This window comes from Spirillospora sp. NPDC048824, assembly GCF_043198455.1.
Classification (GTDB): Bacteria; Actinomycetota; Actinomycetes; order Streptosporangiales; family Streptosporangiaceae; genus Spirillospora.
In genome coordinates, this window is the sequence record NZ_JBICUS010000001.1 from 446,612 (window position 1) to 459,759 (window position 13,148).

The following is a 13,148-nucleotide window of genomic DNA, read 5'->3' on the forward strand; positions in this document are numbered from 1 at the left end:
GCCAAAAGCATGTTCTGTCCGACCATTCTCCGCATAGCGTGGCGGAATGCCGAACGTCATCGCACATCAGCGCGTCATCGACTGCGCCACCAGGCTGTTCGGGGAGCTCGGCTACGACGGAACTTCCCTGCAGCTCATCGCCGACTCTCTGGGCGTTAGTATTTCGACGATCGTCGAGGTCGCCGGGGACAAACGCGCGCTCTACATGGAGGTCATGCGCCAGGCCTTCGAAGCGGAGCGGGGGATGCTGGACGCGGCCGTGTCGCGCGCCGGCCCCGGGCAGGCGGCCGTCCACGAGATCGCGGACGCCTACCTGGACTTCCATGTGGCGAACCCGCGGAACCGTGCGCTGTGGACACAGCGCTCGGTCGCCGACGCCGCCGACATCTCCGAGCTCGAGGACCGCTACGTGCGGCCCCTCTTCCAGCTCGTCGCCCGCAGGATCAGGGACCTGGTGCCCCCGGACGTCGACACCTACTGCCTGCTCGGCACCATGGTCTGGTGCGTGCACGGCTTCCTGGGCTCGGGGCTGTTCAACCGCACCCGGGGGATGAGAATGGCCGACGACCCGGCGGCCGTCGAAGCCTTCCGCGCGCACCTGCACGTACTGATGGAGCGGCTGCTCGCCCCCCAGGCTCCGCCCCCGCTCGAGCCCGCCATGGTCAACGCCTCGGTGTAACCCCGCACACCGCTGCCGAAGACCGGTCGCCTACGACGGCGAAGACACGGATTGTCGTTCGGTTCCGGCCGGGACGACATCGGTCGGTGGCGTACCGGCGGGAGGGGTGTTCCGATCCGGTCTGGCCGGTTGCACCGGCTTCGTCGTTGAGGTGCCGGGAGGCGGGGCGGCGGAGGGGAAAAGCCAGGTCGCCTTCGGCTCGATGAGCCCGCGGGTGACCTTGGTGACGGGCGGCGTGCACAGGAGGGTGGCCACCACGGCGGCGCCGGCGGCGCTGATGAGCATCCCGGGAATGGTCTGCATGAAAGCGGTCTCGTGCAGACCGAAGTGGACGATCGTCATCGTGCCGAAGCCGTGCAGCAGGTAGGCGTACATGGTCTTGGCGCCGAATGCCGTGAACCAGGTCCGCCGGCGGGGGACGAGAGTCAGCACCGCGACGGCGAGCGCCGTGGCGAGCAGCAGCACGCCGATGTGGATGAGCACTCCCGGGAACAGTCCGACGTCCAGCCATGCGTAGCCCCTGTCCCAGTAGGTCCAGTACTCGGGGACGTACCGCCCGCCGGTGTAGTAGAAGGTGATCCCACCGGCCAGTACCAGGACGCCGACGGCGGCCGATGCGGGTTTCTTCAGGAACTGGAAGTGCTTCCGCTCCGAACATACTCCCAGAACAAAGAATGGGAGCAGGGAGAAAACGCGGCGGAGCGTGAGTTCGTGGGGCATTGCGTGGGTGTAGGAGAGGATGCTGAGCGCCACGGCGATCGCCAGGGGCCACCGGACGTTCCGCCAGAACGGAACGGTCAGGCGCCAGATCATCACCGACATGAGAAACCACATCAGATAGGTCGGCAGAAAGAACTGCATTTTGAATTCGGCTACACCGGTATGCCACGCGTACAGGGAGTAGAGCGTTTCAAAGACCACGTACGGCAGGGCGATCCGCGTGATCAGGCCGCGCACCTTCTCGTCGGTGAGGACGAAGTTGCGCGCCAGGTGGCCGGTCACGATGATCAGCAAAGGCATCCGGAAGGTCTGCAGCAGCAGTACCGCCGGGTGTGTCGCATTGGTCGGCGGAAGCAGGGTCACCGTGTGCCCGATGACGACCAGGACCACCGCGAGGAACCGGGCGTTATCAAAAAAGGGATCCCGGGTCTTCTGGTTCTCCGCGATCTCGGGTGACCTCACGAACATCGACATAGTCTGCCACGGGACTGCAAATGGATCGTCCCGGGGCTGCGGTGGAGCCGGAGTTTTCCACACCCGCATTTATTGTGGCGGCCGTCACACGGATCACGGCTTCGGAGGGCATGGTCGGGTCCCCGCCGACTCAGGTCAGGATGTGGCCGCTAAGGCCCCTAGCGTGATGGTCGTCCGACCGAGAACGAACCGACCGAAGGTGGAGACCAATGATCGCCGACGACCCGATCACCGGGGTGCCCGTCACCGGCGAACGCGCCGACCTGCTGGCGATGCTGGCCAAGCACCGCCATTTTCTGCGCTTCACCGTCCGCGACCTCACCGACGAGCAGGCCGGGCTGCGGCCGACGGCCAGTGAGCTGTGCCTGGGCGGCCTCATCAAGCACGTCGCCTCGGTCGAGCGGAGTTGGGCGAACTTCATCGTGGACGGCCCGTCCGCGATGGGGAACTTCGACGACATGACCGAGGAGGACTTCGCCCGGCGCGCCGACGAGTTCCGGATGCTGCCCGGCGAGACGGTGACCGGCGTGCTGGACGCCTACGCCGAGGTCGCCCGCCGCACCGACGAACTGGTCGCCGCCCTGCCCGATCTGGACGCGACCCAGCCGCTGCCGAAGGCGCCGTGGTTCGAGGACACGGACTGGTCGGCCCGCCGGGCGCTCCTGCACATCATCGCCGAGACGGCCCAGCACGCCGGGCACGCCGACATCATCCGGGAGTCCCTGGACGGCGCCAAGAGCATGGGCTGACCGGAGAGAGGCCGCGCCCCGGCGGCTCCGCCGCGCCCGCATGGTGGTGGGCGGCCCGGCCGGCGGGGTCGGCGGTCGCCGACCCGGCCGGGGTCAGCGGGAGGCGGGCTGCTCCTCCTCCTGCTTCTTGCGTTTGCGGAGGGAACCGGGCTTGGCCTTCTCCTCCGGGTGGGCGCGGACGCGGACCAGGCTGGCGACGGTCGTGACGACCAGGATCAGCAGGATGACGACCAGCGAGAGCGTCGTCGGGATCTCGGGGATCGTGTCGGAGACGTCCTCGTGCAGGAACTGCAGGATCAGCTTGACGCCGATGAAGATGAGGATCGCCGAGAGGCCGATCGTCAGGTAGACCAGGCGTTCCAGCAGCCCCTCGATGAGGAAGTAGAGGGCGCGCAGGCCGAGGAGGGCGAACGCGTTGGCGGCGAAGACGAGGAACGCGCTCTGGGTGATGCCGTACACGGCGGGGATGGAGTCCAGGGCGAACAGGAGGTCGGTGCTGCCGATGGCGACGAACACCAGCAGCAGGGGTGTCGCGACGCGCTTGCCGTTCTCGTGGGCGAGCATCCGGCCGCCGTGGTAATCGTCGCTCAGCGGGAACAGCTTGCGGGCGCGGCGGACGAGGAACGTGTCCTCGACGTCGGGTTCCTCGTTGCGGTGCCGGATGAGCTGGATCGCCGTCCAGATCAGCACCAGGCCGAAGATCAGGAAGGTGAAGGAGAACAGGCTGATCGCCGCGCCGCCGATCGCGATGAGGATGGCGCGCAGGACCAGCGCGGCCGCGATGCCGAACAGCAGCGTCTTCTGCTGATACTCGTCGGGGACCTCGAACCGCGCCATGATGATCACGAACACGAAGAGGTTGTCGACCGACAGGCTCTTCTCGACGATGTAGCCGGAGTAGTACTCCGTGCCCGCGGTGGACCCGGCGAAGGCCCAGACGGCCAGGCCGAACAGCAGCGCGACGGCGATGTAGAAGATCGACCAGAAGGTCGCCTCCTTGATGCCGACCGCGTGCGGGCGCCGGACGGCGGCAACGAGGTCAAGGGCGAAGAGCGCGATGATCAAAGCGATCGTCGCGCCCCACGCCCATGCGGATATTTCGACCATCCGGTGGCTCCAGTCGTACGGGACGTCGGCTCTCCTATATCCGTTCTGAGGCGCTTCTACCGTCGGTTCCCGCGTCCGCCCGCGCCGAGTCACTCAGGTGCATTTGAGTACCTGCGCCGATGTGCGGTGCGTCCCGGGCGGCGAGGCTGCGGGCATGGATACTTCGCGCTGGCGTCCCCTCGCCCTTGCCGCCAAGGCCGCCCTGGCGGTCCTCCTCGCGCTCGCCGTCGTGTTCCCCGAGTGGGACCGGTTCGCGGACAAGGCGATGGGCGCCCGTGTGGCCGCCTATCCGGCCGCCGTCATGGTCGTCACCCTGATCTGGGCGTTGCGCGGGCGGGGGAGGGCGTTCCCGTGGGACCTCGACCTTCTCGTGACGGCGCCGTTCCTCATCGACGTCGCCGGCAACGCCGCCGACCTGTACGACACCGTGACGTGGTTCGACGACGCCTGCCACTTCGGGAACTGGGCGCTGCTCTGCACCGCCGGCGGCCTGGCCCTCCGGCGCTGGGGCGGTGCAGGGCCGTGGACGCTGGCGCTGTGCTGCGCCGGCATGGGCGCCGTCGCCGCGATCCTCTGGGAGTTCTTCGAGTACGGCGTCTTCATCCTCGACACCCCGGAGAGCGTGTCCATCTACCGCGACACCATCGGGGACCTCATGCTCGGCCTCGGCGGCGCCGCCACGGCGGGCCTCGCCCTCGGTGCCGCGTCCGTCCGCAGGACGCCGGTGACATCGGCGGCATCGGCGATGCCGGTGACGTCGGCGGACGAGCGCCCTTCAGTAGACGAGCGCCTGGACGTCGTCCATGGTGATCTCCTCGACGAAGGTGGGCGCCCCGGCGATGCGGATGCCGGGCAGGACGTCGTCGGGTCCGATGTCGCGGCGGGCCGCGCACTGGGTGCAGAGCGTGACGCGCCCGGCGGTGAGGACCACGGTCAGGAGGTCGTCCAGGGGAGTGGCGTGGGGTAGCGAGAATCCGGCGGCCCGCCCCGGCAGGGAGAACCACGCGGACTCGCCGGTCAGCCACAGCGAGACGGGCACGCCGCTCGCCGCCGCGGCGGCGGCCACCGTGAACGCCTGGTTGCAGCGCTCGGGAGCGTCCGCGCCCGCCGTCACCTTGATGACCAGTGGTCTCGCCATAGTCGCACTCTAGTCCCGGCGTCCCGCGTACCATCTCGCGGTATGGGTGGGATGGTGAACGCGGGGATTCTCGTCCTCGCCCTCGGGCTCATGGCGGTCGCCGCCGTCCTCCTGGCGATCCGCCTCGGACGGCTCAAGTAGACGCCGGCGGCGCGCGTCTCAGTCCAGGTAGCCGAGCACGGAGAGCAGGGCGGCGCGGGAGAGACCGCACACGGGACGACGCGAAGGCGCGTGCGCCGCTACGCTCGGTGTCCATGGATCCTGAGCTGCACCCCGACCTTGAGCCGCTGGCGTTCCTCCTCGGCACCTGGGAGGGCGCCGGTGTCGGCGGCTATCCCACGATCGAGTCGTTCAACTTCGGGCAGGAACTGTCCTTCACCCATATCGGGAAGCCGTTCCTCATCTACTCGAGCCGGACCTGGCTGATCGAGGAGGACGGCACGCTCGGGCGCCGGCTGGCCACCGAGACCGGCTACTGGAGGCCGCGTCCCGACAACCGGGTGGAGGTCACGCTGGCGCACCCGACGGGCATCGTCGAGATCTACGTCGGCAACGTCGCGTTCAGCCGGGTGGAGCTCGAGACGGACGTCATCGCCCGCACGGAGTCGGCCAAGGAGGTGACGGCCGGGCACCGCCTCTACGGCATGATCGGCGAGGACCTCGGCTGGGCCTACGACATGGCGGCGGTGGGCCACAAGCTCCAGTCCCACCTGTCGGCCCAGCTCAAGCGGGTCGCCTGACACTCCCCGCGGCGAGGGCGGCCCGCCGCGTCCCCCCGGACATGAACGATCCCCGGACCTTCCCGCTTATGGCGGGCGATGGACAGGACGGGTCCATCGGTCCGGGGACCGGGTAACTGCCTGGAATTCGCCGGTCACCGTCGCGACCGGTTGCCACCGCCGGGGGCGGTGGCGCCGAGGCGGAACGGCGACTAGCGGACAGCCACCTCGCGAGCCCTAGAATCGATCATTTCCTGGACCACCTCCTTTCGCGCGTACTCGCACGCTATGCGAGCGCCGCGCGGCGAGGCAAGCGGGATTTCCCGGACCGGTTGCCCTGCCCGGGATCGGAACGCGGGGACGGGTTCTAGACTCGACACATGGTCGAGTCGTGGCAGGAGGAGTTGCGGGCGAAGGGGTACCGCGTCACCCCCCAGCGCCAGCTGGTCCTTGAGGCGGTCACCAGCCTGGAGCACGGGACCCCCGAGGAGATCTGCACCGAGGTGCAGCGGACCGCCGGCGGCGTGAACATCTCCACCGTGTACCGGACGCTCGAGCTGCTCGAAGAGCTCGGGCTGGTCAAGCACGCGCATCTCGGGCACGGGCCGCCGAACTACCATCTGGCCGCCGAGGCCGAGCACATCCACCTGGTGTGCCGCGGCTGCCACAACGTGGAGGACGTCGACCCCCGCGCGGCGTCGGGTCTGGCGGACGTCCTGGAGCGCGACTTCGGCTTCGAGACCGACGTGCACCACCTCACGGTCTACGGGCGGTGCAAGGACTGCCGCGCGACGTAGCCTGGTCACCATGAAGAGCCCGCTGTTGCAGACGCCCGGAGCCGTCGCCGCCGACGCGCCCGACCAGGAGGTCGCCGCGCACTACGGGGAGCCCTCGCAGGAACAACGCGCCCTGGTGGACGGGACGGCCTTCGTCGACCGGAGCAACCGGGGCGTGGTCAAGGTCTCCGGACCGGACCGGCTGAGCTGGCTGCACAGCCTGCTGAGCCAGCACCTGGACGGGCTGAAGCCGTTCGAGCCGACCGAGGCGCTGCTGCTCGGCCCCAACGGGCACATCGAACATCATCTTTTCGTGGTCGACGACGGCGAGGCCGTCTGGGCCCACGTGGAGCCCGGGGCCGCGGCGCCGCTGGCGGAGTTCCTCGACCGGATGCGGTTCATGCTCCGCGTCGAGGTCGAGGACGTGTCCGACGCCTACGACGTGGTCACCGGCCCCGGTGAACCGGACGGGCTCGCCTGGCCGGACGTCGCCGGCACCGTCACCCGCATCGTCCCTCGCGGCGAGTTCCCGGAGGGGCTCCGCCCGGCGGGCATGTGGGCGTATGAGGCGCTCCGGATCGCCGAGCACCGCCCCAGGTCGGGCGTCGACACCGACCACCGGACGATCCCGCACGAGGCGGGGTACGTGGAGACCGCCGTCCACCTGAACAAGGGCTGCTACCGGGGGCAGGAGACGGTCGCCCGCGTCCACAATCTCGGGCGGCCGCCGCGCCGCCTGGTGTTCCTGCACCTGGACGGCAGCGTCGACCGGCTGCCCGCGCCGGGTGACCCGGTGGAGATCCCGGGCGGCAGGACGATCGGGTTCGTCGGGTCGGCGGCGCGGCATCACGAGCTGGGGCCGGTCGCGCTCGCGCTGGTCAAGCGGAACGTCCCGGTGGACGCGGAGCTGCTCGCGGGCGGCGTCGCGGCGGCGCAGGAGGTCATCGTGTCGCCGGACACCGGGGCGAACGCGCAGATCGAGCTCCGCCGGCGGCCCGCGAAACACGGGTAGATCGCCGACCCCGGGGGCAATATCGTCTGATAGGACGATTTCTAACCGGCCGCCGCCCGGGGAAGGTGGATTCCTGCCGATGGTGCCGAACCTGGGGAAAGAGGAGCCGCCGGCGGCCAGGAAGGGCGCCCGGCGGCTCCCCCGCAGGGAGTCCGCGCTGCTGTGGTGGGCGCTGTTCGCCGCGTTCGCCGGGACGGCCTGGTGGATCCGGTCATGGCGGGTCGCGCTGCTCGGCCTGCTGACGTGGTGCCTGTACGAGTTCCTGCTCGTCCCGACGCTGTGCCGGGTCCTGAAACGGCAGGGGCATCCCTGCACGAAACGCGTCCGGGGCCGGTTGTTCGCCTGCGGCCCCGGCCACCAGCGGCTGAAGAACGACGCGCTGTGGCGGCTCGCCGGGCTGCGCAACCCGTTCCAGAAGAAGGACGAGGAGGCCGGCACCGAGACCGGAGTCGTCGTCCACTCCCCGGACGTGCGCGGCCGCCTCACCCCCGTCGACCGCTCCCTCATCCTCCTCGCCGCCCTCGGCACGACCGCCACACTCGTCGCCATGATCTACGGCTTCCGCTGACGGCCTCCCCGCGCCCTCCCCGCGGCTCCGCGCACCGAGGCCGGAAGTGTCACGTAACCGGCCGCCTGTCTCGTCTCGGAGGTGACAGAACGCTCACCGACTCCGCAGAGGTGTGACCATGCACGTGCTCATCGCAGGCGCTTCGGGTGTGATCGGTCACCGGCTGACCGCGCTGCTGGCGGCGCACGAACACCGGGTCACCGCCACCACGACCAGCGAGACCAAGGCGCCCGCGCTGAAGGCGCTGGGCGCGCGTCCGGTCGTCCTCGACGGCCTTGACGCCGCCGCCGTCGGGGAGGCGGTGGCGGCCGCGGCACCGGACGTGATCGTCCACCAGATGACGGCGCTCGCCGGGAAGCAGGACCTCAAGCACTTCGACCGCTGGTTCGACCTCACCAACCGGCTCCGGACGGAGGGCACCGACCACCTGCTCACCGCGGCGCAGGCCGTCGGAGTGGGCCAGGTGGTGGCGCAGAGCTACACCGGCTGGCCCAACGCCCGTACCGGCGAATGGATCAAGACGGAGGACGATCCCCTGGACGCGGACCCGGCGGCGGCGCAGCGCAAGAGCCTCGAAGCGATCCAGTACCTCGAGGACGCGGTGTGCCGGGCCCCGATGGCCGGAACCGTCCTCCGCTACGGCGCCCTCTACGGGCCGGGTGCCTCCGACGCCATGGTCGACATGGTGCGGAAGCGCCGGTTCCCCATCGTCGGGGACGGCGCCGGCATGACGTCCTGGGTGCATGTCGACGACGCGGCCACGGCCACGCTGGCCGCCATCGAGCAGGGCGCCGGAGGGCTCTTCAACATCGTCGACGACGAGCCGGCGAGGGTCTCGGAGTGGCTCCCGCACATGGCCGGCTGCCTCGGGGCCAAGCCGCCGCTGCGGCTGCCGCGGTGGCTCGGGCGGGCGGCCGCCGGCGAGGTCGCCGTGAACATGATGACGACGGCGCGGGGCTCGTCGAACGCGCGCGCCCAGCGGGAGCTGGGGTGGCGGCCGCGCTGGTCGAGCTGGCGGGTGGGCTTCCGTGAGGCCCTCACCGAGTCCGCGGAGAGGGCGGCCCGCTGATGCGCTCGGACGTGGCCGAAAGGAACGCGGCCGACAGGAACGCGGCCGACAGGAACGCGGCCGACAGGAACGCGGCGGCCGGGAACGCGGCGGACGTGGCGAGGGACGGCATCGTGCCCGGCACGGCGGGCGCCGCGGAACCGGAAGGGTTCGAGGAGCTCAGACCGCTGCTCCGCTCGATCGCCTACCGGCTCCTCGGCAGTGTCGGCGACGCCGAGGACGTCGTGCAGGAGGCCTGGTTGCGCTACCACGCGGCTCTGGAACGCGGCGTCCGCCCGAAGTCCGCCAAGGCGTACCTGTCCGCGGTGGTCACCAGGCTGGCGATCGACGAACTGCGGTCGGCGCGGGCGCGCCGCGAGGTCTATGTCGGCGAGTGGCTGCCCGAGCCGCTCCTCACCGACGTCCCGGGCTGGTACGTGGCGGACCCCGCGGACGCCGTCGACTATGCCGACACGCTGTCGATGGCCGCGCTGCTGGTCCTGGAAAGACTCGGCCCGGTGCAGCGCGCCGTCTTCATCCTCCACGAGGTGTTCGGCTACCCGTTCGACGAGATCGCCGGTGTGGTGGGCACGACGGCGGCGAACTGCCGGCAGATCGCCCGGCGGGCACGGGGGCACATGGCCGCGGCCACGCCCCGCTTCGAGCCGTCGCATGACCAGCGCGCCGCCCTGGCGTCGAGGTTCTTCGACGCGGTCACCCGCGGCGACGTCGCCGGGCTGGCCGGCCTGCTGGCCGCCGACGTGCGGCTGCACGGCGACGGCGGCGGCAAGGCGCCCCAGTGGGCCCGGCCGATCGTCGGGGCCGGCGACGTGTCCCGCATGATCGCCGGACTGGGACGGCGGATCGCGCGGCTCGGGCTGCGCCTCGAACCCCGCGAGATCAACCGGCAGCCGGGCGCCGTCATCCGCGACGCCGGGGACCGGGTGGTGAACATCTGGTCCCTGGAGGTGCCCGGCGACCGGATCGAGGTCGTCCGGTCGATCACCAATCCCGACAAGCTGCGCCACCTCGGCCCCGTCGCCGACATCTGGGCGCTGGCGCGGCCGTCGGCCGGACGAGAGGCGGGAAGCTAGTGTTCCTCGCACTCCTGCCGGTGGCCGCGCTTCTCGCCGCCCTGCTGGTGTTCTCCGCGGCGATGAAGCTGACCGGGAAGCCGGACGTCGTCGCCTCCTACGCGCGAGTGGGCGTCCCCGCGCGTCGGCTGCCCGCCATGGCGGGCGTTCTGGTGGCGGGCGCCGCCGGGCTGTCGGCCGGGCTCGTATGGCCCCCGATCGGCATCGCGGCGGCCGCATGTCTCGGCGCCTACTTCGTCCTGGCGCTGGTCGCGCACGCCCGCCATCACGATCTGCGGCACGCGGGCACCCCGGCGCTGATGCTGCTGCTGGCGGTGGCCTGTCTCGTGCTGCGCGCGCTGTCCGCCTGACGGGCGTCAGACGTCCACGATCAGGGTGATGGGGCCGTCGTTGACGAGGGAGACCTTCATGTCGGCGCCGAACTCGCCGGTCTCGACCTTGGCGCCGAGGGTCCTCAGTTCGCGGACGACCGCGTCGACCAGCGGTTCCGCGACGGGGCCGGGGGCGGCGGCCGTCCAGGTCGGGCGGCGGCCCTTCCGCGCGTCGCCGTAGAGGGTGAATTGGCTCACCACGAGGAGCGGCGCGTTCACGTCGGAGCATGACTTCTCGTCCTGCAGGATCCGCAGCCCCCACAGCTTCGAGGCCAGCCTGCGGGCCTTTCCGGGGTCGTCGTCATGGGTCACGCCGACGAGGACCATCAGGCCCGGCCCGTCGATCGCGCCCACGACGCGTCCGTCCACGGACACGCTGGCCTGGCTCACCCTCTGGACTACGGCACGCATGACCATGCATTCTGCCGCCTATGGGAGCAACGACGCTCATCACGGTGGCGCCCACCGGCGCGGAGTCCGCCAAGGCGGACGTTCCGGCCCTGCCCGTCACCCTTGAGGAACTGGTTCAGACGGCCAAGGAGTGCGAGGCCGCCGGCGCGGCCGTGATCCACGTGCACATCCGCGACGACGACGCGCGGCCCACGCTCGACCCGTCCCGGCTGCGGGACACCGTGCGGGCGCTGCGGGAGAGCACGGGACTGATCGTCCAGCTGTCCACGGGCGGCGCCGTCACCGACCCTTACGAGGACAGGCTGCGCGTCCTGGACGCCGAGCCCGACATGTGCTCGCTGACCTGCGGGACGGTCAACTTCGGCGACGACGTGTTCATGAATCCGTGGCCGTTCATGGCGGAGCTCTACCGGCGCACCCAGGCGATGGAGGTCGTCCCGGAGTTCGAGTTGTTCGACCTCGGCCAGGTCGCGGCGCTGCGCCGGCTGCTGGACGAGCACGGGCTCCCTTACGGCGGGCACGTCCACTGCGACCTCGTCATGGGAGTGCCCGGCGGCATGCCGGGGGACGCGCGGACGCTCGTCGCGGCCGTCGAGGCCCTCCCGGACGGGGCGACGTGGTCGGCGACCGGCATCGGCCGGACGTCCCTGCCGGTGCTGTTCGCCGCGCTGTCGGCGGGCGGGCACCTGCGGGTCGGCATGGAGGACACGGTCACGTTCGCGAAGGGGCGGCCGGTGACGGCGAACGTCCAGCTCGTGGAACGGGCCGCGCGGGCCGCCGAGCTGGCGCAGCGCCCCCCGATGACGTCCGCGGACGCCCGCGCGCTGCTAGGCATCAAGCCCCGTTGACCGGGGAAGACGCAGGCATGATCAATCCTGTGCTGGTCGAGGTGCAACGGTCGGGGTTCGTGGAGTCCCGGCATCGCGGCGCGGCGGTCGGGCTCACCGCCGGCGGGGCGGTCGCCGTCCGGGCCGGCGACCCCGGTGTGCCGGTCTTCCCGCGCTCGGCGAACAAGCCGATGCAGGCGGTCGCGATGCTGCGATCCGGGCTCGACCTGGACGGGGAGCTCCTCGCGCTCGCCGCCGGCAGCCACTCGGGCGAGGACTTCCACCTCGAAGGGGTGGAGAAGATCCTCGCCGGGGCCGGGCTGGGCTCCGCCGACCTGCGCTGCCCCGAGAGCTGGCCGCTCGACCCGGCGACGCAGCAGGACGTCGCGCGGTCCGGCGGCGGGGCGTCGCGGCTGCGCATGAACTGCTCGGGCAAGCACGCCGCGATGCTCGCCACCTGCGTCACCGTCGGCTGGCCGGTGGAGTCGTACCTGGACGCCGATCATCCGCTGCAGCTCGCCGTCCGGGAGACGGTCGGGGAACTCGCGGGGGAGCCGGTCACGGCGGTCGGGGTCGACGGCTGCGGCGCACCGCTGTTCGCCGTTTCCACGGAAGGGGTCGCACGGGCGTTCCGCGGGCTCGTCGTGGCCGCGCCGGGCACGCCCGAACGGCGCGTGGCCGACGCGATGCGCACGCACCCGCAGTGGACGTCCGGTACGCGGCGCGAGGAGCGGCGGCTCATGGACGCCGTCCCCGGCCTGCTGGTCAAGTGCGGCGCGGAGGGCGTGGACGCGTTCGCGCTCGCCGACGGACGGGCCGGCGCCGTCAAGATCGACGACGGGGCGATGCGGGCCCGGACGCCCGTCACGGTCGCGCTGCTGCGCGCCCTGGGCGTTCAGGAAGGCGGTGACGGCGGCGGTGGAACGGACGGCGGCGTCGACGGGGCGGCGCTGGACGAGTTGTCGGTGGTCGAGGTTCGCGGCGGTGACGCCGTCGTGGGCGCCATCCGCCCGACCCCCGGCGCCTTCACCGCCGCGGGGGGTTGACGGCCGTCGATCCGCTCGGCTTGAGCTCCTCGAACTCTTCCTTGAAGACGGTCTGCTCGTACAGGACGCCGTCCGGCCACGGGTTCCTCGGTTCCCGTCCGGGCTGCGGGTTGTCGCGCCGGAACTCCTCGGCCTGCGACTCCTTCGCCGGCGGGTAGCTGTGGGAGAACATGCCGGGCCGGTAGGTGTACAGGCCGCCCTGCTCCATGCCGCGGTGGTTGTCCTGGTCGTTTCTGCGATCCGGGTGGATCTTCCGGGACGACGCCGAGACCGTCATGAAGAGCCGGGCGACCAGCGCCGCCACGGCCACCACCGGGATGATCCATGCCCACATCCAGTGGCCGGTCGGAGCCGTTTCGGCCAGGGTCGGTTCAGCCAGGATCGTGGCGAGCATTTCGGTCCACCTCCA

Annotated in this window: 16 protein-coding genes; 11 read left to right on the forward strand and 5 right to left on the reverse strand. The window is 71.0% G+C overall.

Features of this window, described 5'->3' with window-relative positions; genetic code table 11:
* The first annotated feature begins 46 nt into the window (after positions 1-46).
* A complete protein-coding gene (locus ACGFIS_RS01980) occupies positions 47-679 on the forward strand; it encodes a TetR/AcrR family transcriptional regulator (protein ID WP_392910635.1) in 633 nt (210 codons plus the stop codon).
* Positions 680-709: 30 nt separating this feature from the next.
* Here ACGFIS_RS01980 and ACGFIS_RS01985 read toward each other — a convergent pair whose 3' ends face one another.
* Complete coding sequence (locus ACGFIS_RS01985) at positions 710-1,867, reverse strand: acyltransferase family protein (RefSeq protein ID WP_392910633.1); 1,158 nt, start codon at positions 1,865-1,867, stop codon at positions 710-712.
* A gap of 215 nt (positions 1,868-2,082) precedes the next feature.
* Between ACGFIS_RS01985 and ACGFIS_RS01990 the strand changes: the two genes are divergently transcribed.
* Complete coding sequence (locus ACGFIS_RS01990; protein ID WP_392910631.1) at positions 2,083-2,622, forward strand: DinB family protein; 540 nt, start codon at positions 2,083-2,085, stop codon at positions 2,620-2,622.
* A gap of 93 nt (positions 2,623-2,715) precedes the next feature.
* Here the strand turns inward: ACGFIS_RS01990 and ACGFIS_RS01995 are convergent, their stop codons facing one another.
* Together ACGFIS_RS01995 and ACGFIS_RS02000 are read right to left on the reverse strand one after the other, a co-directional pair.
* Positions 2,716-3,729, reverse strand: coding sequence for a TerC family protein (locus tag ACGFIS_RS01995; protein ID WP_392910629.1), 1,014 nt, complete (start codon positions 3,727-3,729; stop codon positions 2,716-2,718).
* 775 nt (positions 3,730-4,504) lie between these two features.
* On the reverse strand, positions 4,505-4,867 hold the full coding sequence (locus ACGFIS_RS02000; protein WP_392910627.1) for a DsrE family protein: 363 nt from the start codon (positions 4,865-4,867) through the stop codon (positions 4,505-4,507).
* A 254-nt stretch (positions 4,868-5,121) separates the two neighbouring features.
* On the opposite strand from ACGFIS_RS02000, the gene ACGFIS_RS02005 reads away from it, so the two are divergent.
* The 7 genes from ACGFIS_RS02005 to ACGFIS_RS02035 all read left to right on the forward strand — a co-directional run bounded on the left by ACGFIS_RS02005 (position 5,122) and on the right by ACGFIS_RS02035 (position 10,434).
* Positions 5,122-5,607, forward strand: a complete 486-nt coding sequence (locus ACGFIS_RS02005; protein ID WP_392969060.1) for an FABP family protein — start codon at positions 5,122-5,124, stop codon at positions 5,605-5,607.
* A 359-nt stretch (positions 5,608-5,966) separates the two neighbouring features.
* A complete protein-coding gene (locus ACGFIS_RS02010; RefSeq protein ID WP_392910622.1) occupies positions 5,967-6,383 on the forward strand; it encodes a Fur family transcriptional regulator in 417 nt (138 codons plus the stop codon).
* Between the two features lie 10 nt (positions 6,384-6,393).
* Positions 6,394-7,374 carry a YgfZ/GcvT domain-containing protein gene (locus tag ACGFIS_RS02015; protein ID WP_392910619.1) on the forward strand — a complete coding sequence of 327 codons (981 nt, stop codon included), beginning with the start codon at positions 6,394-6,396 and terminating at the stop codon, positions 7,372-7,374.
* Positions 7,375-7,453: 79 nt separating this feature from the next.
* On the forward strand, positions 7,454-7,942 hold the full coding sequence (locus tag ACGFIS_RS02020) for a hypothetical protein (protein ID WP_392910617.1): 489 nt from the start codon (positions 7,454-7,456) through the stop codon (positions 7,940-7,942).
* Positions 7,943-8,060: 118 nt separating this feature from the next.
* A complete protein-coding gene (locus ACGFIS_RS02025) occupies positions 8,061-9,011 on the forward strand; it encodes an NAD-dependent epimerase/dehydratase family protein (RefSeq protein WP_392910615.1) in 951 nt (316 codons plus the stop codon).
* Positions 9,011-10,084: an RNA polymerase sigma-70 factor gene (locus ACGFIS_RS02030; protein WP_392969063.1), complete on the forward strand. Its 1,074-nt coding sequence runs from the start codon at positions 9,011-9,013 to the stop codon at positions 10,082-10,084. Before ACGFIS_RS02025 ends, ACGFIS_RS02030 begins: the two co-directional genes overlap by 1 nt.
* Positions 10,084-10,434, forward strand: coding sequence for a DoxX family protein (locus ACGFIS_RS02035; RefSeq protein WP_392910611.1), 351 nt, complete (start codon positions 10,084-10,086; stop codon positions 10,432-10,434). The genes ACGFIS_RS02030 and ACGFIS_RS02035 overlap by 1 nt, the downstream gene beginning before the upstream one ends.
* 6 nt (positions 10,435-10,440) lie before the next feature.
* On the opposite strand, the gene dtd is transcribed toward ACGFIS_RS02035, so the two are convergent.
* On the reverse strand, positions 10,441-10,866 hold the full coding sequence (dtd, locus tag ACGFIS_RS02040; protein WP_392969067.1) for a D-aminoacyl-tRNA deacylase: 426 nt from the start codon (positions 10,864-10,866) through the stop codon (positions 10,441-10,443).
* A gap of 20 nt (positions 10,867-10,886) precedes the next feature.
* Between dtd and ACGFIS_RS02045 the strand changes: the two genes are divergently transcribed.
* Together ACGFIS_RS02045 and ACGFIS_RS02050 are read left to right on the forward strand one after the other, a co-directional pair.
* On the forward strand, positions 10,887-11,714 hold the full coding sequence (locus ACGFIS_RS02045) for a 3-keto-5-aminohexanoate cleavage protein (RefSeq protein ID WP_392969070.1): 828 nt from the start codon (positions 10,887-10,889) through the stop codon (positions 11,712-11,714).
* Between the two features lie 17 nt (positions 11,715-11,731).
* The gene (locus ACGFIS_RS02050) at positions 11,732-12,739 is read left to right on the forward strand and encodes an asparaginase (RefSeq protein ID WP_392910605.1); all 1,008 of its coding nucleotides are present in this window, start codon (positions 11,732-11,734) and stop codon (positions 12,737-12,739) included.
* On the opposite strand, the gene ACGFIS_RS02055 is transcribed toward ACGFIS_RS02050, so the two are convergent.
* A complete protein-coding gene (locus ACGFIS_RS02055) occupies positions 12,720-13,133 on the reverse strand; it encodes a hypothetical protein (protein WP_392910603.1) in 414 nt (137 codons plus the stop codon). The genes ACGFIS_RS02050 and ACGFIS_RS02055 overlap by 20 nt on opposite strands.
* Positions 13,134-13,148 lie beyond the last annotated feature (15 nt).

Bases quoted from the DNA above. Each gene is read 5' to 3' on its own strand.
- ACGFIS_RS02010 (WP_392910622.1), top strand. From the start codon at position 5,967: ATGGTCGAGTCGTGGCAGGAGGAGTTGCGGGCGAAGGGGTACCGCGTC.
- ACGFIS_RS01990 (WP_392910631.1), top strand. From the start codon at position 2,083: ATGATCGCCGACGACCCGATCACCGGGGTGCCCGTCACCGGCGAACGC.
- dtd (WP_392969067.1), bottom strand. From the start codon at position 10,866: ATGCGTGCCGTAGTCCAGAGGGTGAGCCAGGCCAGCGTGTCCGTGGAC.
- ACGFIS_RS02005 (WP_392969060.1), top strand. From the start codon at position 5,122: ATGGATCCTGAGCTGCACCCCGACCTTGAGCCGCTGGCGTTCCTCCTC.
- ACGFIS_RS02000 (WP_392910627.1), bottom strand. From the start codon at position 4,867: ATGGCGAGACCACTGGTCATCAAGGTGACGGCGGGCGCGGACGCTCCC.
- ACGFIS_RS02015 (WP_392910619.1), top strand. From the start codon at position 6,394: ATGAAGAGCCCGCTGTTGCAGACGCCCGGAGCCGTCGCCGCCGACGCG.
- ACGFIS_RS02050 (WP_392910605.1), top strand. From the start codon at position 11,732: ATGATCAATCCTGTGCTGGTCGAGGTGCAACGGTCGGGGTTCGTGGAG.
- ACGFIS_RS02030 (WP_392969063.1), top strand. From the start codon at position 9,011: ATGCGCTCGGACGTGGCCGAAAGGAACGCGGCCGACAGGAACGCGGCC.
- ACGFIS_RS02055 (WP_392910603.1), bottom strand. From the start codon at position 13,133: ATGCTCGCCACGATCCTGGCTGAACCGACCCTGGCCGAAACGGCTCCG.
- ACGFIS_RS01995 (WP_392910629.1), bottom strand. From the start codon at position 3,729: ATGGTCGAAATATCCGCATGGGCGTGGGGCGCGACGATCGCTTTGATC.
- ACGFIS_RS02025 (WP_392910615.1), top strand. From the start codon at position 8,061: ATGCACGTGCTCATCGCAGGCGCTTCGGGTGTGATCGGTCACCGGCTG.
- ACGFIS_RS01980 (WP_392910635.1), top strand. From the start codon at position 47: ATGCCGAACGTCATCGCACATCAGCGCGTCATCGACTGCGCCACCAGG.
- ACGFIS_RS02020 (WP_392910617.1), top strand. From the start codon at position 7,454: ATGGTGCCGAACCTGGGGAAAGAGGAGCCGCCGGCGGCCAGGAAGGGC.
- ACGFIS_RS01985 (WP_392910633.1), bottom strand. From the start codon at position 1,867: ATGTTCGTGAGGTCACCCGAGATCGCGGAGAACCAGAAGACCCGGGAT.
- ACGFIS_RS02045 (WP_392969070.1), top strand. From the start codon at position 10,887: ATGGGAGCAACGACGCTCATCACGGTGGCGCCCACCGGCGCGGAGTCC.